Origin of the sequence: Desulfolutivibrio sulfodismutans DSM 3696, from assembly GCF_013376455.1 — a bacterium.
GTDB classification, from domain to species: Bacteria; Desulfobacterota; Desulfovibrionia; order Desulfovibrionales; family Desulfovibrionaceae; genus Desulfolutivibrio; species Desulfolutivibrio sulfodismutans.
The window spans coordinates 1977616-1997500 of the sequence record NZ_CP045504.1; the positions used below are offsets into that span (position 1 = coordinate 1977616).

Sequence of the window (19885 nt, forward strand, 5' to 3'; positions counted from 1 at the left end):
TTCGTGTTGCGGCGGATTTGAAAAGGGCTTCAACCCCGAGGGGCGCCCCCCTCGGCCCGCTCCCGGACCCGCCGCCGGGTCGTGCGGTCAATCTCCAATATAGCATCCAAATCGTCGGCGTAAACCCCCGCCTGGGTCGTCAGGGCGAAATCCACCAGCCGGGGGATGTCCAGAAAGGCGATCCGGCCGGCCAAAAAAAGCTCCACGGCGGTTTCATTGGCCGCATTCAGCGCCACCGGCCCCCAGGCCCCCAACGACAGGCTGTGCCGGGCCAGGGAGAGACAGGGAAAATCGTCGTGGCGCGGGGCCTCGAAGGTCAGGGAGCCCAGGGCCACCAGATCCACGGCAGGCAGATCAAGCGGTGTGCGCCGGGGATAGCCCAGGCAGTAGGCGATGGCCACACGCATGTCCGGCGGCCCCAGGTGGGCCAGAAGCGACCCGTCATGGTAGCGGGCCAGGGAATGGACGATGCTTTGGGGATGCACCACCACCTCCACCCGCTCCGGGGGCAGTCCGAACAGGCGGCAGGCCTCGATGACCTCCAGGCCCTTGTTCATGAGCGTGGCCGAATCCACGCTGATTTTCGGACCCATGGACCAGTTGGGATGATTGAGCGCCTGCTCCCGGGTGACCGTCTGCAAAAACGCGGCGGGCTTGTCCCGAAACGGCCCCCCCGAGGCCGTCAGCACAAGCGTCGCCACATGGGGCAGCTCCCGCAGGCCCGGGCCGCCCAGGGCCTGGAACAGGGCATTGTGCTCCGAGTCCACGGGCAGGATCACGGCCCCGCTCTCCCGGCAGGCCTGCCGGATGAGATCCCCCGCCAGGACCAGGGATTCCTTGTTGGCCAGGGCCACGAGCTTCCCGGCCCGGGCCGCGGCCAGGGTGGGCATAAGCCCGGCCGCTCCGACGATGGCCGACAGCACCACATCGGAATCGGCATCGGCGGCCAGGGAGGCGTAGCCCTCGGGGCCATGCACGATGTCCGGGGCATATCCGGCGGGAAGCATCCCGGCCAGGGCGTCCACGCCGGAGGGGGTAAGCACGCAAAGGCGGGCGGGGCGGAAGCGGGCAGCCTGTTCGGCCAAAAGCGCAAGATTGGTGGCCCCGGCCAGGGCCGCCACGGTAAACCGCTCAGGGCGCCCTTCCGCCACGCGCAGGGCGTTTTTGCCGATGGAGCCGGTGCTGCCCAGCAGGCACAGGCGGCGGGGAAATCCGGGAAGGGCGTCTTCGCCCGGCAGGGAACTGATGTAACCCGCCCCGGAATCGTGCTCCGGGGCAAAGGGCGCCGCGTGGGCCGCAGTGTCGATCATGGGGAGTCTATCAGCCTTGGTTCGCCCCGTCGGGCGGTTTGGGGGACTGGTCCGGCCCCGGGGCGGGGGGATTGGCCGCCGGGGCGCGGCCGCCACGCCGCAGGGCCACGCCGAACCGGGCCAGGATCTCGGCCACCCGCTGGGCCGGATTTCCGGTCACCTTGGCCACGGCCTCCAGGTTGACCGCCACCAGGATATCCACTTTGAAGGGCGCAGCATCCCACAGGGTGGCGACCCGTCCGGCAACGGCCTCGTTGAGCTGCAACAGCGCGCACAGCCCGGTCAGTTCATCAATGGTCCTGGGTTTCCACAACAGCATGTCCGGCCGGTCGGGGTCGGCCTCGAAAAGCCGCCGCCGCCCGATGCGGGTCAAGTCGCCGTCATCGGTCCCGACCAGGGCGGCCACCTCGGCCTCCACGGCCCGCCGCAGGCGCAGGGTCCGGATCATCACCTTGCCGCCCTCGTCCCGGCACTTGTCGCGCAAAAACCCCAGGTAGGCGAACTCCAGAACCAACGGGGCGAGCCGTTCCAGACGCACCCGTTCGAAATTTCCCACCAGGGCCACAAGGAGACGGCGTTCCCGGGCATCGAAATCGCGCACGGCCCGTTCGTAATCATCCAGGGCCACGGCCTGGACCAGGGCGGCCCCCACGCCGATGGACATGGTCTGCCCGGCCAGAAATGCGAGCCGGACCTCGGCCTCGTCGGAATCCGGCGTCCCGGACTCAGCATATTCCCGGCCGGCGATGTCCATGGCCGCGATGCGGGCCACATGGCGCAGGGTGGCGGCCGGGGTTTTGGCCTCCGTCAGGGGATTTGCCCCGGAACCGAAAAACGCGGCCAGGATGGCCACCAGCCGCTGATTCTCCTGGCCCTGCTCCTGGTCCTCATAGGCGTCCTGCACCCGGGTTTTCTGGATGGTCTTGTCCGTGCCCGGCATGGTGGCCAGCACCTCGTCCAAGGGCAGGCGGACCCCGGCGAAGCCGCCCTCCCGGAACACGGCGTATTTCTCATTGGCCACGATCCCGGCGTGGGCCTGGGCGATACGTTCCCGCACAAAGATGTCCAGATGGGCCCGCCACCAGGATTCGTCGAACTCACAACGCTCGGTGATCTCCTCGATCTCGTGCAGGGCGGATTCGCCGAAGTTCAGGATGACGGCGTCGCTGAAATTATCCTTGATCAGGGCGCTGGCGTAGACTCCCCCCTGGACGCATTTGACCAGGAGGGCCTCGGCCCCGGCCAGTTCCCGCAAAAGCCCCTCGGCCTCGGCCCCGGCGCCGACGGCCCGGGCCTTGCCGTATTTGTTCAAAATGGCCAGGAACTCGCCGATAAGCCCCTTGATGTACTGGTGGCCGGGATGCTCGGCGCCGCGCCGCACAAGGATGTCGATGAGGCTTTTCTGCTCGATCTCGAGCAAGGGAAATTCGTTGATGCGCGCCCTGTTGACCCGGATGAACTCCAAAAAAACGCGCTCCTCCAGCACCTCGCGAAAGGCCTTGACCCGCTTGAGCTCCTCCAGACGCTCCAGATAGGCGGCCACCCGGTCGGTGTCCGAAAAGGCGCCGCCCTCCCGGGCGGCCCCAGTGTCATCAGAGCCATTGGCGTGCATGACGTCCTCGCGCATCCCGTCGTGCGTCGCAGGGCGACCCCGACGTGTTGCCTCACACGAAATACAGGGTGGTTCCCGAGGCCCAGGCATAGACCAGGATCGCGGGCAACAGTCCGTCCATGCGGTCCAGGATGCCGCCGTGGCCCGGCAAAAGCCGTCCGGAATCCTTGATTCCGGCCACCCGCTTCAGCGCGGACTCGTAGAAATCCCCGCCTTGGGCGGCCACGTTGAGCCCCGCCGCCAGCCAGATCCAGGCCATGGCGCCGACCTCCTGGCCCCACAGGAAGCCATACAGCAGGCACCACCCCACGCACAACACAAGGCCCCCCAGCCCCCCGGCCCAGGTCTTTTTGGGGCTGACCGCCGACCACAGCTTCGGGCCGCCGATAAGGCTGCCGCAATAATAGGCCCCGGTGTCGGAAACCGCCACGGCCGAAATCACGAAAAAAATCTCGGCCGGGCCGAACCGCAAAAAAAAGCCGAGCGCACAGGGGATATACAAAAGTCCGGCAACCAGCGCCCCGGGGAATCCCGGCGGGGTTGCGCCCTGGCCGCCTGCGCCGAACCGCAGCAGGAAGATGGCCTTTTCGATCCAGGCCGCCCCCAAAAGCACGCCCAAGACCAGAACCGAATTGCTGTCGCGAAACCCCGAAAGCAGGGGAAAGGCCAGCGCTGTCCCGATCACGGCCAAAACCAAGGCCTCCCGTCCGGAACCGGGCCCGGCCCGCATGGCGAAAAACTCCCGCAGCCCCAGGGCGGATACGGCGAACACCATGGAAAAAAGAACCCAGTCTCCCGCCAGCACGGTCGCGGCCACGGCGGGAACGACCAACAGGGTGGTGAGGAAGCGGGTGCGATGGGAACGTGGAATCATGACGTCTGCAGCTCTGAAGACTTGCCGCGCGGGTCGCGGCGTTTTTTGCATAAAAAGGCGCTGTGTCCGGCCAGGACGATATCCCCCGGATCACGCACCGGATCGGCGACGCTTCACACCTGCTCGTCGTTCCACCAGTTCGCCGCCTCGAAGGTCACGGGCACGATGGCGGCCAGTCCCGGCAGCACGGCCTCCGTGACCAGCTCCCGCACCCGGCCGCGCAATGCGGTATAGTAGATGTCGGCCTCGGCCGTGTACCACACCTCGCCCTCGGAGACGCCCTGATCCATACACAGCATGTAGTCGAAGCCCTTGCCGAATCTGGCCCGGCCAAGGACATGGTCGGCCCGGGAGGCGAAGGCGGCGAGTTTCTGAAAGGCCTGGGCCACGGCTCGGTGCTCCGCCAGGTCAGGCCCCAGATCGAGCTGAAAGGTGACCGTGAGGTAGCCCGATCCGTCGGGACGGATGAAGTCGGCGATTTTGAGCACGCCGTCCTTGGTCCCGATGGCGCCGCCCAGGTCCAGGGAGAATCCGGCGAAGGCCGCCATCTTTTCCCCGGCCTTGAGTTCCCGCAACTGCTTTTTGAGGTCGATGATCCTGTCGGACATGGCGATCCTCCCGGCCTATGGCCCACTTGGGGGAAAAAAATGAACGCGCGTCCTCGCGCCACCGGTTTGTATGAACAAAAAGCCCCGTCCGGTCAACTTCCAGCCCCGCCGCCGCCATCATTGCCCGCGTCCCGCCGCCGCGTCCCGCCGAAGCCAAAAAGCCGCCCCCGCCGGATGGCGTCGCTCCCAAACCGGTCCCGGATGGCGTCGATGGCCGAATCAAGCCGCCGGGGCCGGGCCGGGACGTCCGGGGCGTCCGCGTCGTGCCACAGGTCGAGCCGGGCGGCCACCGCCCCGAATCCCGAGACCCCCACGCCCACCAGCCGGGCCGGGCGGGACAGGGGAATGTCGTCCAAAAGCGCCCGGGCCGCTTCGAAGATGGCCTCATCGCAGTCCGTGGGCGCGGGCAGGGTCTTTGCCCGGGTGATCTGCTTGAAATCCGAATATTTGAGCTTGAGCGTCACCGTGCGGCCCAAAAGATTCTTTTTGCGCAACTGCCGCCCCACCCGCTCGGACTGGTGCAGAAGCCACACGGCCAGGGCCTCCCGCGAGGACACGTCCGCGTCGAAGGTGTTTTCGGCGCTGATGGATTTGACCTCCCGGGACAGGCGCACGGGAGAAGGGTCGATGCCCAGGGCCTTGTCATACAGCTCCGGCCCGTGCTTCCCCAATCGGCGCTCCCAGAATTCCCGGGGATGGACCAGCAGGTCCCCGGCCGTACGCACCCCCAAAAGGGCCAGAGCCTCCCGCGTGCGCCGCCCCACCCCGGGGATCTTCTCCACGGGCAGCACCGCCAGAAACTCCCGGACATCCCCTTCCTCCACCACCGTCAGCCCGTCCGGCTTGTGAAAATCCGAGGCGATCTTGGCCAGAAACTTCACCGGGGCCACGCCCACCGAGCAGGCAAGGCCCGTGGCCGAAAACACCGCCCGTTTCATGGCCATGCCGAAATCCTGCGGCCCGCCGAAAAGGGTCGCCGAGCCGGTCATGTCCACATAGGCCTCGTCGATGGAGGCCGGTTCCACCAGGGGGGAAAACTGGCCGAGACAGGCCATAAGCACCCGGGAGAGCTCGGCATAGCGGGCATACCGCCCGGGCACGAAGACGCCCATGGGGCACAACCTTCGGGCCTGGACCACGGGCATGGCCGAGCGCACCCCGAAGGCCCGGGCCTCGTAGGAGGCGGCGGACACCACCCCCCGGTCCCCCACCCCGACGATCACCGGCCGCCCCCTAAGGGAGGGGTCGTCGAGCTGCTCCACCGAGGCGAAATAGGCGTCCATGTCCACATGCACGATATGGCGAGAGGTCATGTCCGGCTCCCCTTGCCCCGGGGCATGGCCCATATTCCCGGGGATGGCAAGACGTCCCGGGGCGGCCCGGCAACGCGCCAGGCAACGGACGAAGGCGGCCGGGCGCCATGACCGAATCCCCGGTTCCTGGCCCTGGCCGCCTTCCGAAAAGGGGCGTCATTCCCCGCGCGCGCTAGACGTTGATGTTGAGGTTGCCACCGATGCCGGCCGCCGACAGCACCTTGGTCTGGAAGTCGTAATCCGCGTTGGTCGTGCCCGAGCTCTGGTTCTGGTTCATGTAATCCAGAGTCTTGGTCACGAGTTGGGCCCCGAAGGTGTCTTTTTGCATGGACGCGGCCATGGAGGCCGTTCCCTGTGCGCTTCCGATATCCATAGGCTCTCTCCCCCGGCGACGGGGAATGACGCTGACTTGCCTCTTCCAATCGGTTTATCGACCCCTGTTCTTTAGGGCGGCGAAAAAAAGACGCCAAAATCTCCCATGCGGAAAAATGGACAATCCCGACACCATTTTGCTAACGTCCAGAGGTAACATCCACCCTCGCACCATTTCCTCCCGGAGGTCGCATGCCCCCCAGACTGCGCCACACGCAAAAGGACTCAACGGAAAAAGCCCTCAAGGGCTCCATCCTTGACCACCTGGCCCATTCCCTGGGCAAGACCTACGAGGAACGCGCGCCGCGCAGCCTGGCCACCTCCCTGGCCCTCTCCCTGCGCGACCGCCTGGTGGACCGGATGCTTGAAACCCGGGCCCGGTTCCGGGCCGCCGGGGCCAAGCGCATGTATTACCTGTCCATCGAATATCTGCTGGGCCGCTGCATCGGCAACAACGTCTGCAACATGCGTCTGGATGAGCATGTCGACAAGATCCTGTCCGATCTCGGCGTAACCATTGACGAAATGCGCGAACTGGAACGTGACCCGGCCCTGGGCAACGGGGGCCTGGGCCGACTGGCCGCCTGTTTCCTGGACTCCCTGGCCACCATGCACCTGCCCGGCTACGGATACGGCATCCACTACGAATACGGGCTGTTCAAGCAGGTCATCGAGAAGGGACGGCAGGTGGAGAAGCCCGACTACTGGATGGCCGACGGCATGCCCCTGCAACTGGAGCGCCGGGATCAGGCCGTTTTGGTGCCCATATACGGCCGGGTGGAGGACCACTATTTCCCCGACGGTTCCTTCTTGCCCACCTGGGTGGACTGGGAGGACATCGTGGGCGTACCCTACGACGTCCCCATTGTGGGGTTCGGGGGCAAGACCGTGGTCCTTTTGCGTCTTTTTGCGGCCAAGGCCTCGGAAAGCTTCGACATGCAGATCTTCGACCAGGGCGACTACATCAAGTCCATCCATCAAAAGGTCTACTCCGAGCTGGTCTCCAAGATCCTGTATCCCAGCGAATCCATCTCCTTCGGGCGCGAATTGCGCCTGGTCCAGGAATATTTTCTGGTGTTCTGCTCCATCCGCGACATCACCCGGCGTTTTCTCAAACAGAACAGAAATATCGACGAATTTCCCAACTACGTGGCCATCCAGCTCAACGACACCCACCCGGCCCTGTCCGTGGCCGAGCTCATGCGGGTGTTCGTGGACGAACGCCGCCTGCCCTGGGAGCGGGCCTGGGAGCTGACCAACCGCACCCTGGCCTTCACCAACCACACGCTCATGCCCGAATCGCTGGAGATGTGGCCCGTGGAGCTCATGCAGAAGGTGCTGCCCCGCCATCTCCAGATCATCTACGAGATCAACCGGCGCTTTTTGCAGCAGGTGGAACTGACCTTTCCCGGCGACGTGAACCGTCTGCGCCGCATGTCGGTCATCGAGGAGACGCCGGTCAAACAGGTGCGCATGGCCAATCTGGCCGTGGTGGGTTCGCATTCGGTCAACGGGGTGTCGGCCCTGCACTCGGAACTGGTCAAGACGCGCCTTTTCCCCGACTACCACGCCCTGTGGCCGAAAAAATTCAACAACAAGACCAACGGGATCACCCCCAGGCGGTGGCTGTACAAGGCCAACCCCTCCCTGGCCACCCTGATTTCCGACGCCCTGGGCGAGGGTTGGGTCACCGACCTGGACCAGTTGCGCGGCCTGGAACCCCTGGCGGACGACCCGGCCTTCGCCGACGCCGTGGCCAAGGTCAAACGCGGCAACAAGGCCCTTTTGGCCCACTACATCGTCTCCACCACCGGCATCACCGTGTCCCCCGACGCTGCCTTCGACATCCAGGCCAAGCGCATCCACGAATACAAGCGGCAACTCCTCAACCTCATGGGCATCATCCTGCAATACCTGCGCATCGTGGAGGACGGGATCGTTCCCCCGTCGCCTGCGGTCTACGTGTTCGCCGGAAAGGCCGCGCCGGGATACTTCGAGGCCAAGGAGATCATCCGGCTGATTTTGGCCGTGGGCCAGACCATCAACCGCGACAAGCGGGCGGCGGACCTCCTCAAGGTGGTCTTCGCCGCCGACTACCGGGTATCCGTGGCTGAAAAGCTGGTGCCCGCCGCCGACATCAGCGAGCAGATCTCCACGGCCGGGACCGAGGCCTCGGGCACCGGCAACATGAAGTTCTCCTTAAACGGCGCGCTGACCGTGGGCACCCTCGACGGGGCCAACATCGAAATACGCCAGGCCGTGGGCCCGGAAAACTTCTACCTCTTCGGCCTGACCACCCCCGAGGTGGAGGACATGCTGTCGCGCGGGGCCTACAACCCCTGGGACTACCACGCCGCGCACCCCGAGATTCGCCGGGTGCTCGACGCCCTGTCCGCCGGGCGCTTCACCCCGGGCGACCCCGGGGCGTTCCACTGGCTGCACGACAAGCTCCTGTCCCCCAACGAACGCTACCTGCATCTGGCGGATTTCATGGCCTACGTACGGACCAAGGACGACATGCTGCGGGACTACGCCGACACGCGGGCCTGGACCGCCAAATCCATCTTGAACACCGCCCGCATGGGGGTCTTCTCCAGCGACCGGACCATCGCGCAGTACGCCCGCGAAATCTGGGACATCCACCCCGTGCCGCCAGAAGACGCCAAATAACGCCTGCTGACGCCAAGGCGGCGGCGCAGGAAAAACCCCGCACGAATGAAAAGGCCCCGCCGCTGACGACGGGGCCTTTTCATACGCGAAAAAGGGAAGGGGCCTAGGACGCGGGCGCGGCCGGAGGCGGCGACGGCAATGAAGGCGTGGCCGGGGCCTCAGGGGCCTGCGGCGGCGTTGGCGTGTCCGCTGGCGGCGTCGCGGCCTCCGGCGCGGGCGCGGCGGCCGGGGGCGTGGCCTCGGCAGCCGGGGCGGCCGGGACGTCCGGCGTGGCAGGCGCAGCGTCAGACGCCGGACCTGCGGACGGCGCGGCAGGGGCCTGTCCCTTGGGCAGGTCGGCCTCGGGCAGGGTCAGATCACGTTCCCGGGGGGCCGTGGACTCCAGCGGCTCCGCAGACGACGGCTTCCCGTCCGGGGACGAGGCCGGGGAGCGCATCTCGCCGCCCTCGACCTCGAAAAGCGGCAGGTCGGCGATGATGATCTCCACCCGGCGGTTTTCCTGGCGACCTTCCGGGGTCTCGTTGGAGGCCACGGGCTGGTAGAAAGCCCGGCCCATGGCCGTGAACTGGGCCGGGTCCACCCCGTGGCGCTCGCTCACGTAGCGGATGACCGAGGAGGCCCGGGCCGTGGACAGCTCCCAGTTGGACGGAAAGACGAAGGAGCGGATGGGCACGTCGTCGGTATGGCCGACCACGAAAAACCGGCGGTCCTTGACCTTTTTCAGCACCTGCCCGACCTTGCCCAGGATGGACTGCCCCCGGGGGGTGATCTCGGCGCTGCCGGACACGAACAGCACCTTGTCCACGAAATTGATCTCGATTTTCTCCCGGAATCGGCGGATGCGCACGTCCTTGGAGTCCACCTCGCCCTGGAGCTCGGCCAAAAGCGAATCGTAGGCGGTCTTGAGTTCCTCGGTCTTTTTTTCCAGCTCCCGCACCTGCTCGGTGGCCTGGCGCTCCTCCTCCTTGGACTTGAAAAGCTGCTTGGCCAGGGATTCCACGGCCTGGGGCACGCCCTGTCGCTCGTAGAGCGTCTTGGCCAGGTAGGCGGTCAGGGCGATGGGAATGAGCACGATGGCGACCATCAGCATCTTGAGATTCTTTTTGCCCATACCGTGTACTCCCTCTCCCGGGCGGCCGCCGCCCGGTCTTGATGCCGGATCGTTTCCGGAGCATAGTCCGCCTGCCGGTTCACGCCACGCGGCGACCATAGCCGCTTCATCGCAAAAAGACCACCCGGGACGCCCATGGCAAAAAAAACGGTTCCCCCCCCTGCGCCGCGCGAGATGGACCTTTTGGAGATGCCCGCCTCGGGCCTGGCGGCCTACTGGCTGTCTCTGAAAAAGATCCAGGACGCCAAGAAAGGGGTCAAGATCATCCAGGAGGAGCAGGCGGCCACCAACGAACCCTTCATCCGGCACCTACTGGACATCGTGTTTTCCCCGCTGCCCGAAGATACCGTGCGTCGTCTGGCCCTGGCCAAGGAACAGGCCCTTTTGCGGGACACCGGCCGCAAGCTGACGATCATCGCCGTGACCCTTTTGTCCGTGGCCAGGAACGAGAATCCGCGCAAGACCCTGGTGGGCATGCTGTCGCTGTTCCCGTTTCCCCCGGTGCGCGAGGCCGAGGCCATGGACACGGCCAACCAGTTTCCCGAGCGCATCAAACGCGGCGAACTGGACCCGGCCATCATTGCCGACGTGGACCATGCCGCCCGCCCGGAGCACCTGATCCTGCGCCTTTTGCACTACGCGCTCACGGCCCGCCGCGACGGCAAGGCCGCCGCCGTGCCCCTGCTCAAGCACGCCCGGTCCCTCTATTTCACGGAAAATTGGACGCTCTTGGCCGATGGATTCGATCCACCCTTTCTGGAACGGCGGCTGGCCTCCCAGCGCACCCAACTCCTGGCGGCCACCCGCCACAAGATGCGCATGGCCACGGAAATGGCCCTGGGGATTCGCAACAAGTATGCTTATGAGGATGTGTTCCGCATCGCCCGGTCGTTCATGGCGGATTGAGGGCGATTGGGCGAACGTTTGGACGCGGCGCGTCAGCCTCGCTCCACCCGGTCGCGTCCGGCGGACTTGGCCCGGTACAGGGCCGTATCGGCGCGCTTAAGCAGGTCGTCCAGGGTCTCCGCCCCCAGGCCCAAAACCACGCCAAGGCTAATGGTCACAGGCTGGGGCTCACCGTTTGGGGCCAGGCCCATATCGGCTACGGCCCGGCGCAGGCGTTCGGCCACGGCCGCTGCCTCTTCCAGGCCGGTTTCCGGCAGGATGGCGGCAAATTCCTCCCCGCCCAGCCGCCCCAGGACGTCCACGGCGCGCAGGGCCCCCGTCGCCGCGCGGGCCAGGGCGACGAGCACCACATCGCCCACGTCATGCCCCCGGGTGTCGTTGACCTTTTTGAAGTGATCCACGTCGAACATGATCAGGCTCACGGGCCTGCCGGTCCTTTTGGTGCGCTCGATCTCGGCCTCGCCCATCTCCATGAAACGACGGCGGTTCAAAAGACCCGTCAGGCCGTCGGTGGTGGCCAGTTCGCGCAAGGCCTCCTCGGCCCGTTTGCGTTCGCTGATGTCCCGGGCCGCGCCCACGGCCCACCAGCGGTCCTCCCGGCGAAACGCGGCCACGGACAGCTCCACCGGGAACAGGCCGCCATCCCCCCGCCGGGCCACATATTCGCCGATCTCGTTGATCACCGCCCCGCCGCCCGTCTGCTTGAAATCCCGCAACCCGACCCGGGCCTTGTCCAGTTCGCCGGGCGGGGCCACCACGTCGTGCAGGGGCCGACCTTCCATATCCTGCCGGGTGACCCCGAACATGCGCTCGGCCGCCCGGTTCCAAAAGGCCACCCGGCCCAGGTCGTCGGTCATCACCAGGGCGTCCTGGGAGGCCTCGCTCATGGCCCGGAACTTGGCCTCGCTGTCCGCCAGTTCGGCCTGGATGCTGTCCCGCCTGGCCCTGGACGCGGCCCACAGCCAGGACAGGATGCCAAAGAGGAGCACCAGTGCGGCGGTCAAGACGATAAATATCGTGTTCAGTGGCGGCGCGAGAAGCTCGGGCGGCACCCGGGCCACGATCTTCCAGCCCTCTTCGGGAACCATCACCGCCGTCGTCTTGACGCCGATTCCGCCATCGGTCTGCACGGTATCGAACGTGTACAAGGCGCCATCCAGGAAAAACTGCCCCCCCTTTTGGCTGTGAAGAGGCCCCCAGGCCCCTGGCCAGGCCGACTCGACGGTCATGTCCCGGCGTTCGTCAAGCTGAAATCCCCATTCCATCTCCGGCGCCGGACCCAGCAGCCAATAGCCATCCCCATTGACCAGGAGAGGACGTCCGAGGGCTGCAACGGCCGCCTGCCGCAACCGGGCATGGATCACCTCGCCGCTGAGGTTGAGCACCACGAGCCCGGCAAAGCGTCCATCCGCCCTGCGCACCGGACTGGAAAACCGCAGCACGGGACGAAAGGGGATCTCCACCTTGCCGCGTTCCACATTGAGGTCAAAGCGAGACACGGCAACCGAGCCGGAAGACAACAGCGTCCCTTTCTGAAAATAGGCGGTGTGCGACTTGTCCTGAAGCTGATCGTCCGGGGCGAGGCGCGGGCCTTCTGGCGTGTTGTCCACCCTGACGGACTCCCGGCCCTGGGCATCCAGAAATCGAACCTGGACATATCCGCTTTTGATTTCGGCAAACGACGATAACAGGCTTTCGATACGTTCATGGCGCGAAACGTCTTTTGCATCGAGTTCGTCCGTGATGCGGGCAGCCAGGAATGCGGCGTCCGCCGCTCTGGCCGCCAGAACCGACGACAGGATCTGGGCCTCCCGATTGACGCGGGCCGCTTCCCTGGCTTCGATGGCCTCCCGTTGCGAGGCGTTGGACATGGCAAGGTACATTCCCCCGCCGACCATCACGAACACCAGCAACGCGGCATACAGAATTATAAAATGGCGGAGAAAGCCTCGTGACGCCGATGGCATCGGTTCCTTCCTAGATCGTATTATTTTCATACAGTATGTGATGTTTTGAGCAGAGAAAGTCAAGAAGGCTGAGACGGGTGCATAGCATATGCACCCCACCTCAAAAGATATCCCACAGGACTCTGAAATCAGCGAGAGAGGATGTCGAAGAGCTCTACGAGATGCCCGGAAAGATGCTCCATGAGAAATGGCGCATCGGGATCGGAACAAAAATCGGCATCCGTCGTCAGGAGCGACCGCCAGTCGTCCGGGGTGACGCGGCGCAGGGCCGCCGCAAAATCCGGGATGTGTTTTTGAATCCCCGGCCGCTGCCCGAGCGCGTCCAGCATCCCCTCCACGGCGGCCGCAAGACACCACCCGGGCAAAAACGCCCGCGCCCCCACCCCGTCCAGCCGGTCCAGGCGCATGAAAAGCGTGGTGGTCAGGAAAAAATGCAAAAGCCCCCGCTCACCTCCGCCCAGGGCGGACGGCCCATATCCCCTGGCCGTGATGAGTCGGGTTTCCAGACCGCTCTCGTCGCGTCTGACCACGAAATCCCCGGCTGCATGCCGCCAGGGCCAGATGCGCGCCCCGCTCTCCACCTCCAGGCACAGGGCCAGGATGCGCGCGGCCTGCCGGTAGGCCTCCCCGGCCCTTTCCGGCCCAAGGGGGGCAATCCCGCCGCCTTCGAAGTCCCAGACCACGATGCCCCCGCCCGTAGCGGCATGGAATTCGTGGAAGCCCGCAAACCACTCCACCAGGAGGATGTCCAGCCGGTCGCCCTCATCAAAGCACAGGGGGCGGGGAAGCCCGGCCTCGGGAACCTCCCGGGACAGACGGTCCAGAACCGTATGTTCCCGGGCCAGGGCGGCCCAGCCGTGGGGGCTTGCGGCCACGTTGGCCCCAAGCGTGGCCTGCCCGCCCGGGAACCGGACCTCGATGCTGGCCGGGTGGTAGAGCGCGCCGTGCTTTTGGGCCTTGATGACCAGTTCCGTGACCTCCGTAGCCGCAACCGGCCGCCCGGCCGCCCTCCCGGCCGCCTCAAAAAGCGCCGCCTGTCCCGGACCCATACAGAAATCCCGCAGGCCCGCGAAATATTCCCCATAGGTGGTCTGCAAGGGGCAGCCTTCCAGCGGGACGCCTGCCAGTTCCGGGGCATAGGGCAGGTCGCCGTGGGGCGAGGCCACCAGGAAGGTGACGGGCAAGGCGGCAGCCGGGGAGGTCATGGGGCGGCGTTTTGCCGGGAGTCGCGGTACCTGGCGGCGGCGGCGACGAAATTTCCGGCCCAGTGGGGTGCGCCCAGGGCATGGATGTGGGTGTAGGCGGCAAAGGTGGCGTTTTCGAGCAGACCGTCCAGGCCGTGCAGCATGCCCGTGCCGCGCTGCATGTCCAGGCAGAAGGATTCGGGACCGGGAACAGGAGGCGGCGTGCCGTCCAGGGAGGCCAGGCACCGGGAATAGTGGAACTCATGGCCGGAAAGGGAAAAATCCACGGGATGGAAAGGGTTCTCTCGGCGCACGGCAGCGGTGGAATAGCCAAGCCCCTGGGGCCGGGGGCACAGGGCGGTGGTCAGGGGAAAGACCCCGGCCATGGGAAAGGACTCGTCTCCCACCCGCAGATCCCGGCACAGGTACATAAATCCCCCGCATTCGGCATAGATGGGCATGCCCGCCCGGGAAAAACCCAGCACCCGCTCACGCCCCTCCCGGTTGTCGGCCAGGGCCCGGGCCATGGTCTCGGGGAAGCCGCCGCCCAGGTACAGGCCGTCGATCCCGGGCCAGGGGTCCGGGGTGAGCAGGCTGACGAAGACCAGTTCCGCCCCGGCCCGCTGAAGGGCCTCCAGATTCTCCGGATAATAAAACCACAGGGCCGCATCGCGCACCACGCCGATGCGCGGGGGCACGGCATCCCCGGCGCGCAGGACCGGCGTCGGCCACAGCGGCATGTCCCCCGGCGCAGGCGGGGCCATGTCCGGGGCGGCCTGGGCCAGGGCCGTAAGCCGCGGCAAATCCACGCCGTGGGCCACGAAATCGGCCACGGTGTCCAGGATGGCCGCATGCCCCGCATGCTCCCGGTTGGACAAAAGGCCCATGTGCCGTTCCGGGATGGGGTTCTCCGGCATCTTGGGCAGCATGCCCAGGACCGGCACGTCGGTGTAGTGTTCGATGGTCTGGCGCAGGATGGTGCGGTGGCGTTCGCCGGCGGTGCGGTTGCAGATCACCCCGGCCAGATGCAGGCCTTTTTCAAAGGCTGCGCAGCCAGCCACAATGGCTGCGGCGGTGCGGGTCATCTTGGTGGCGTCCAGGACCAGGACCACGGGGGCCTCCAGGCGTCTGGCCAGTTCCGCCGTGGAGCAGGAGCCGAGCACGTCCTTGCCGTCGAAAAGGCCCCGGTTGCCTTCGATGACCGAGATGTCGCAGCCTGCGGATTTTTCAAAAAAAAGACCCCGGACATGCTCCGGGGGCATAAGAAAAGGGTCCAGATTCGAGGCTTCCCGGCCAGCCGCAAGGCCGAGCCACGATGCATCAATATAATCCGGACCCTTTTTGAAAGGGCGTACCGTGAGTCCCTGTCGGGCCAGGGCCCGACAGACTCCGAGGGTGACGATGGTCTTGCCGGCTCCCCCGGAAAGTCCCGCCAGAACCAGACGCGGCCGGTTGCTCACGAGTGCTGCGCGTTATCGCCGGGAATGCCGACCTGCGGAACGATCCGGGAAAGGATCGCTGCGTCCGCTAGTCTTCCTCGGCGGCCTGCTTGCCCACGCCGGCCAGACCGTACATGGTGGTCGAGCCGCTGGACCAGTACATGAGTTTTCCGTCCTGCACCAGCGCAGTGAGGATCTTTTTGACCTCGCGCTGTTTCATGTCCGGGAAAACCTTGCACAGATCGGTGAAATAAAACTTCGATTTGCCGGTCTTGCCTTCGAGGAACTCAATGACTTTTTGCTTTTCCGCTTCCATCGCGTCGCCTCTTTTTTTTTTCCGGGCGCGGGAAGATCCCGCGCCCGGAGATGTTGCTTCTTTATTCCACGTGGCTGGTGAACTTGAACTGCGTGCTCTGCCGCCAAGTGTAGTAGGCCGGATCGCGGAAGTCGTCGATGCAGTGGTGGGAGAACTCAAGGCCGCAGACCTCGAAGAACTTTTCCCAGCCGATGCGCTCGGCCCACTCGCCCAGACGCTCGTACTTCTTGGCGTTCTTGGCGTAGACCTCGACAATGTGCTTGATGGTCTTGGTCAGGGTCGGCCAGCGGGGCGGCTCGTTGGGGATGTAGGCCACGACAACCTTGGAGAACTTCGGCATGGAGATCCGGTTGGACACCTTGCCGCCAACCATGAGCACGATGCCGTCGCCCTGTCCGGAGGCCAGGGGCATGGCCGGGCACATGGTGTAGCAGTTGCCGCAGTACATGCACCGCTCGGGATTGACCACCACCGAGTTGACCTTTTTGCCTTCCACTTCAAGCTTGGACGGTTTGATGGCGCCGGTGGGACAGGCGGCCACGGCCAAGGGGATCTCGCAGATGTTGTCGAGGATTTCGGTCTCGACGATGGGCGGTTTGCGGTGGATGCCGACGATGCCGATGTCGGAGCAGTGCACCGCGCCGCACATGTTCAGGCAGCAGGCCAGGGAGATGCGCACCATGGCCGGCAGGGACATGGACTGGAAGTACTCGAACATCTCGTCCATGACGGCCTTGACCGGGCCGGAGGCGTCGGTGGCCGGGGTGTGGCAGTGGACCCAACCCTGGGTGTGGACGATGTTGGAGATGCCGGCGCCCGTGCCGCCGATGGGGAACTTGAAGCTTCCGCCGGCGAACTTGCGGCCGGACAGGTCGGCCACCATCTCGTTCAGGGTCTTCTCGTTGTCGACCATGAACTCGATGTTGTTGCGGGTGGTGAAGCGCAGGTGGCCGCCGCAGTACTTGTCGGCGATGTCACAGGCTTCACGGATGAGCGACACGGTCATGAGCCGGGCAGTGCCGCAGCGCACGGTGAAGACCTTGTCGCCGGTCTCGGACACGTGCACCAGGATGCCGGGTTTCAGGATCTCGTGATAATCCCATTTGCCCTTGTTTTTCTTGATGACAGGAGGATAGAAATCCTCAAAACTCCGCGGGCCGATGTCGGTGATACGATCTTCCATCGGCTTGCTGGGATTGTATCCGGAAGAAATGAATGCCATGCTGGTATTCCCCCTTTATCTCATGTGACGTTCGCGGTAACCCTTCTCATCGTGCTTCCAGCCGCCCGGGACTTCATCTTCCTTGAAGAAGATGTACGGGTTGGACCGGGGCTCCTTGACGTGCTGGGGTACGGCCTTGATGTTGGTGACCTCAAGCAGCTTCTGGAAGCCCATGCGCTTCATGGTCTCGCCCAGGCGCTCGCGGTTCTTGCCTTCTTCCATCCACCAATCCCAGATGTTCTCGATGACTTCCTTGATCTCGTCGTAGGGCTCTTCGACCGGGATAAACGGCACGAGCATGGAGCCCATCTGGGCGCCGTCCAGGATCGGGGCCTTGGCGCCGCACAGGATCGTGGCGCCGGTCTCCAACCCGACCTTCAGGGCCGCAGGCATGACGTTGAGGCAGTGCATGCAACGGGTGCAGTTGCTGTTGTCGATGGACAGCTTGCCACCGGCGTAGCTCATGCACTTGGTCGGGCAGCGGTCCACGACCTCGGCCACGATGTCGAACTTGCCCCAGTCGCGACCGGCGTGGGCGCCGGCATTGGGCTTGAACTCACCGGCCACGTACGCTTTCACGCGATCCTGGTCGATGCGGATGTCGTCCTTCCAGGTGCCGATGACCGAGAAGTCGGAGCGGGCGATGGCGGCCACGCAGCCGTTGGGGCAGCCGTCGAACTTGAACTTGAACTTGTACGGGAAGGCCGGACGGTGCAGCTCGTCCTGATAGTCGTTGGTCAGGGTGTGGCACAGGGCCTGGGTGTCGTAGCAGGCGAATTCGCAGCGCGACTTGCCCAGACAGTCGGCCGGGGTGCGCAGGTTGCTGCCGGAGCCGCCCAGGTCGGTGTTGAGGGTGTGGGTCAGCTCATGGAAGATTTCTTCCAACTGCGGGGTGGTGGTGCCCAAAAGCACGATGTCGCCCGTGGAGCCGTGCATGTTGGTCAGGCCCGAGCCGCGCAGGTCCCAGATGTCCATGACGCCGCGCAGGTAGTCGGTCTTGTAGTACTTGCCCGCGGGCTGGTTCACGCGCACGGTGTGGAAATGGGCCACTCCCGGAAACTTCTCGGGCTGGTCGCAGTACCGGCCGATGACGCCGCCGCCGTACCCGAACACGCCCACGATGCCGCCGTGTTTCCAGTGGGTTTCCTTGTCCTTGTAGGCAAGTTCAAGGACGCCCAGCAGATCGTCGGGGCAATCCTGCGGGATCTGGAAATCCAGCCCAGCCGGATTCTTCGCCCGCTTGTCGGCCTCCTGCTTGATGTCGGACACAAAGCTGGGCCATGGCCCGCTTTCGAGTTGGTCCAACATGGGAGTTTTGTGTTTCGCCATTTGTTTCCTCCAGTGGTTTTGAAGAGTTACGCCTTTACCAAGAACCGCGTGCGCCCAAGGGAACGACCTCCCGCCGTGGCGCAGCCCCCTGCCAGACACATGCCCCGGCACGGGGGGTGTTCGTACTCGACACGGGAAAACGTGAAAATCCGCACAAGAGTTTTACCTGTAAGGAATGCTTGGACAATCTGTCAACAGGAAACCCCTTGCATACCCTAGTCAGACAGGGAGTTACCTAACATCCAATTGAGATCGTTGCAAAGAAAATTTCGGTTCCGCCCGGACTCGTTCCGTGCTAAATGTCACATGAAACGCCAACCTGCCGGGAAGACACCCCTTTTGAAAAGTTCATCACCTCCCCCCACCTGCCGCCGCTGCGGCCTCTGTTGCCGCAAGGGCGGCCCGGCGCTGCACCTGGAAGACCTCCCCCTGGCCGTTTCCGGGGTTGTGCCGCATTCGGCGCTGGTGACGCTGCGCCAGGGCGAGACCGTGCGCGACAACGTGACCGGACGGCTGGTGACGCTTCACCGCGAAATGGTCCGAATCCGCGCTTTTGGCGCAAGCCCGGTTTGCCCTTTTTTTCGCGAACCAGGGGACTGTTTGATCCATGACCATAGTCCCGCCGAGTGCCGGGCGCTTTATTGCGCCGCGCCGCAGGCCCTCATGGAAATGTACCAGAAGGACCGGGCGACCCGCCGCGACCTGATCCCCCTGGCGAGTCCCCAATGGGAGCTTGTGCAGATTCACGAAGAGCGCTGCCCGGCGGGCGAGGCCATCCGCCTCTGCCTGGCCGCCCGGAACGACCCGGCCGCAGCGGCCGATCTTGCGGAGATGGTGCGCTTCGACGCCGCCTTCCGGGAGCTGTGCGTGGAGAAGGCGGCGCTTACGCCGGACGAACTGGAGTTGTATTTTGGTCGGCCGCTGGCCGAGGTCATCATGCCCTTTGAACGGAAACGGGCCATGACCAACGCCATGTCGGACTAAAAACACCTTGCCTGCCTGGCATCGCCCCTGCCCGAGCCGTTTCAGGCCCGCCTGCGAAAACAGCCGCCCGTTTCTCAGGATTCCCCGGCCTGGGACTCCGGGGGGGCGGCCAGCTCGGCCCGCATCCAGCCGCGCACCGAATTGAAAAGCCGCACGGTTCCCGCCGACCGCACCTCGTCGACGCCGATGCTTCCCTCGACGATCTCCCCCCGCCGCAAAAGCTCCTCCCGGAACACGCCGGGCAAAAGCCCGTCGGCCAGCGGCGGGGTCACGAGCCTTCTCCCGCGCAGCACAGCCACATTGGCGATGGTGGTCTCGGTGATCCTCCCCTTTTCATTCATGAGCAGCACGTCGTCGCAGTCCGGCCGCTCCAGGCGGGCCTGTTCGTATAAAACGCGCCAATCGGTCTTGTGACGCAGGAGAATTTGTCCGGACGACACCGGCGTGCGGGCCAGGCCCACTCGCACCACCCGGGGAAACTCCCCGAGCGGCACGGCCTGAACCTCGAAACGGCCGTTTGCCTCAAGGAGCAGCCGGACCCGGAACCGGCCATTCACGCGCCCCTCCAGCACGGCTTCCAGGGCCCGGCGCGCCGCCTCCGGGTCGAAGACGAAACCGAGCATCCGGGCCGAGGCCCCCATGCGGGCCAGATGCCCTGGCAACAGGGC

The 19885-nt window shown here is 65.2% G+C and carries 17 protein-coding genes (1 of these 17 cut by a window edge); 3 read left to right on the plus strand and 14 right to left on the minus strand.

The annotated features are described in order from the left end of the window. Positions 1-29: 29 nt before the first annotated feature. The 6 genes from dxr to GD606_RS09420 form a co-directional block, all read right to left on the minus strand. Positions 30-1310 carry a 1-deoxy-D-xylulose-5-phosphate reductoisomerase gene (gene dxr, locus GD606_RS09395; protein WP_163302411.1) on the minus strand — a complete coding sequence of 427 codons (1281 nt, stop codon included), beginning with the start codon at positions 1308-1310 and terminating at the stop codon, positions 30-32. Positions 1311-1320: 10 nt separating this feature from the next. Continuing rightward, positions 1321-2922: a hypothetical protein gene (locus tag GD606_RS09400; protein WP_176629263.1), complete on the minus strand. Its 1602-nt coding sequence runs from the start codon at positions 2920-2922 to the stop codon at positions 1321-1323. Between the two features lie 52 nt (positions 2923-2974). After that, positions 2975-3796 carry a phosphatidate cytidylyltransferase gene (locus tag GD606_RS09405; RefSeq protein ID WP_163302409.1) on the minus strand — a complete coding sequence of 274 codons (822 nt, stop codon included), beginning with the start codon at positions 3794-3796 and terminating at the stop codon, positions 2975-2977. 113 nt (positions 3797-3909) lie between these two features. Continuing rightward, positions 3910-4404: a hypothetical protein gene (locus GD606_RS09410; RefSeq protein WP_163302408.1), complete on the minus strand. Its 495-nt coding sequence runs from the start codon at positions 4402-4404 to the stop codon at positions 3910-3912. A gap of 92 nt (positions 4405-4496) precedes the next feature. Then, entirely contained in the window at positions 4497-5717 is a 1221-nt protein-coding gene (gene dinB / locus GD606_RS09415; RefSeq protein ID WP_163302407.1) for a DNA polymerase IV, read from the minus strand. 172 nt (positions 5718-5889) lie between these two features. After that, positions 5890-6090 (minus strand): hypothetical protein, encoded by a 201-nt coding sequence (locus tag GD606_RS09420; protein WP_163302406.1) that lies wholly within the window; start codon positions 6088-6090, stop codon positions 5890-5892. Between the two features lie 191 nt (positions 6091-6281). Between GD606_RS09420 and GD606_RS09425 the strand changes: the two genes are divergently transcribed. Continuing rightward, positions 6282-8759, plus strand: a complete 2478-nt coding sequence (locus GD606_RS09425; RefSeq protein ID WP_163302405.1) for a glycogen/starch/alpha-glucan phosphorylase — start codon at positions 6282-6284, stop codon at positions 8757-8759. Between the two features lie 103 nt (positions 8760-8862). Here GD606_RS09425 and GD606_RS09430 read toward each other — a convergent pair whose 3' ends face one another. Continuing rightward, positions 8863-9870 carry an OmpA/MotB family protein gene (locus tag GD606_RS09430; RefSeq protein ID WP_163302404.1) on the minus strand — a complete coding sequence of 336 codons (1008 nt, stop codon included), beginning with the start codon at positions 9868-9870 and terminating at the stop codon, positions 8863-8865. A 135-nt stretch (positions 9871-10005) separates the two neighbouring features. Between GD606_RS09430 and GD606_RS09435 the strand changes: the two genes are divergently transcribed. Further along, positions 10006-10776, plus strand: coding sequence for a hypothetical protein (locus GD606_RS09435; protein WP_163302403.1), 771 nt, complete (start codon positions 10006-10008; stop codon positions 10774-10776). 32 nt (positions 10777-10808) lie between these two features. On the opposite strand, the gene GD606_RS09440 is transcribed toward GD606_RS09435, so the two are convergent. From GD606_RS09440 to dsrA, 6 genes are all read right to left on the minus strand, one after another. Then, positions 10809-12659, minus strand: a complete 1851-nt coding sequence (locus GD606_RS09440; RefSeq protein WP_163302402.1) for a sensor domain-containing diguanylate cyclase — start codon at positions 12657-12659, stop codon at positions 10809-10811. Positions 12660-12871: 212 nt separating this feature from the next. After that, positions 12872-13948 carry a hypothetical protein gene (locus GD606_RS09445; RefSeq protein WP_163302401.1) on the minus strand — a complete coding sequence of 359 codons (1077 nt, stop codon included), beginning with the start codon at positions 13946-13948 and terminating at the stop codon, positions 12872-12874. Beyond that, a complete protein-coding gene (locus GD606_RS09450) occupies positions 13945-15387 on the minus strand; it encodes a cobyrinic acid a,c-diamide synthase CobB (RefSeq protein WP_163302400.1) in 1443 nt (480 codons plus the stop codon). The genes GD606_RS09445 and GD606_RS09450 overlap by 4 nt, the downstream gene beginning before the upstream one ends. A gap of 67 nt (positions 15388-15454) precedes the next feature. Next, positions 15455-15682 (minus strand): dissimilatory sulfite reductase D family protein, encoded by a 228-nt coding sequence (locus GD606_RS09455; RefSeq protein ID WP_163302399.1) that lies wholly within the window; start codon positions 15680-15682, stop codon positions 15455-15457. 61 nt (positions 15683-15743) lie between these two features. Further along, positions 15744-16904: a dissimilatory-type sulfite reductase subunit beta gene (gene dsrB, locus GD606_RS09460; RefSeq protein ID WP_163302398.1), complete on the minus strand. Its 1161-nt coding sequence runs from the start codon at positions 16902-16904 to the stop codon at positions 15744-15746. A gap of 15 nt (positions 16905-16919) precedes the next feature. Continuing rightward, a complete protein-coding gene (gene dsrA, locus GD606_RS09465) occupies positions 16920-18233 on the minus strand; it encodes a dissimilatory-type sulfite reductase subunit alpha (RefSeq protein ID WP_163302397.1) in 1314 nt (437 codons plus the stop codon). A 339-nt stretch (positions 18234-18572) separates the two neighbouring features. Between dsrA and GD606_RS09470 the strand changes: the two genes are divergently transcribed. Continuing rightward, positions 18573-19217: a YkgJ family cysteine cluster protein gene (locus tag GD606_RS09470; RefSeq protein ID WP_163302396.1), complete on the plus strand. Its 645-nt coding sequence runs from the start codon at positions 18573-18575 to the stop codon at positions 19215-19217. 74 nt (positions 19218-19291) lie between these two features. On the opposite strand, the gene pabB is transcribed toward GD606_RS09470, so the two are convergent. Next, positions 19292-19885, minus strand: partial view of an aminodeoxychorismate synthase component I gene (gene pabB, locus GD606_RS09475; RefSeq protein WP_163302395.1) — the 3' portion only. 1257 nt of this gene lie beyond the right edge of the window; the window shows 594 of its 1851 coding nt (coding positions 1258-1851); its start codon lies off the right edge, out of view; its stop codon occupies positions 19292-19294.

What these genes read in the sequence shown, in the direction of transcription:
- dxr (WP_163302411.1), bottom strand. Translation starts at nt 1,310, where the DNA reads ATGATCGACACTGCGGCCCACGCGGCGCCCTTTGCCCCGGAGCACGAT.
- GD606_RS09400 (WP_176629263.1), bottom strand. Translation starts at nt 2,922, where the DNA reads ATGCACGCCAATGGCTCTGATGACACTGGGGCCGCCCGGGAGGGCGGC.
- GD606_RS09405 (WP_163302409.1), bottom strand. Translation starts at nt 3,796, where the DNA reads ATGATTCCACGTTCCCATCGCACCCGCTTCCTCACCACCCTGTTGGTC.
- GD606_RS09410 (WP_163302408.1), bottom strand. Translation starts at nt 4,404, where the DNA reads ATGTCCGACAGGATCATCGACCTCAAAAAGCAGTTGCGGGAACTCAAG.
- dinB (WP_163302407.1), bottom strand. Translation starts at nt 5,717, where the DNA reads ATGACCTCTCGCCATATCGTGCATGTGGACATGGACGCCTATTTCGCC.
- GD606_RS09420 (WP_163302406.1), bottom strand. Translation starts at nt 6,090, where the DNA reads ATGGATATCGGAAGCGCACAGGGAACGGCCTCCATGGCCGCGTCCATG.
- GD606_RS09425 (WP_163302405.1), top strand. Translation starts at nt 6,282, where the DNA reads ATGCCCCCCAGACTGCGCCACACGCAAAAGGACTCAACGGAAAAAGCC.
- GD606_RS09430 (WP_163302404.1), bottom strand. Translation starts at nt 9,870, where the DNA reads ATGGGCAAAAAGAATCTCAAGATGCTGATGGTCGCCATCGTGCTCATT.
- GD606_RS09435 (WP_163302403.1), top strand. Translation starts at nt 10,006, where the DNA reads ATGGCAAAAAAAACGGTTCCCCCCCCTGCGCCGCGCGAGATGGACCTT.
- GD606_RS09440 (WP_163302402.1), bottom strand. Translation starts at nt 12,659, where the DNA reads ATGTACCTTGCCATGTCCAACGCCTCGCAACGGGAGGCCATCGAAGCC.
- GD606_RS09445 (WP_163302401.1), bottom strand. Translation starts at nt 13,948, where the DNA reads ATGACCTCCCCGGCTGCCGCCTTGCCCGTCACCTTCCTGGTGGCCTCG.
- GD606_RS09455 (WP_163302399.1), bottom strand. Translation starts at nt 15,682, where the DNA reads ATGGAAGCGGAAAAGCAAAAAGTCATTGAGTTCCTCGAAGGCAAGACC.
- dsrB (WP_163302398.1), bottom strand. Translation starts at nt 16,904, where the DNA reads ATGGCATTCATTTCTTCCGGATACAATCCCAGCAAGCCGATGGAAGAT.
- dsrA (WP_163302397.1), bottom strand. Translation starts at nt 18,233, where the DNA reads ATGGCGAAACACAAAACTCCCATGTTGGACCAACTCGAAAGCGGGCCA.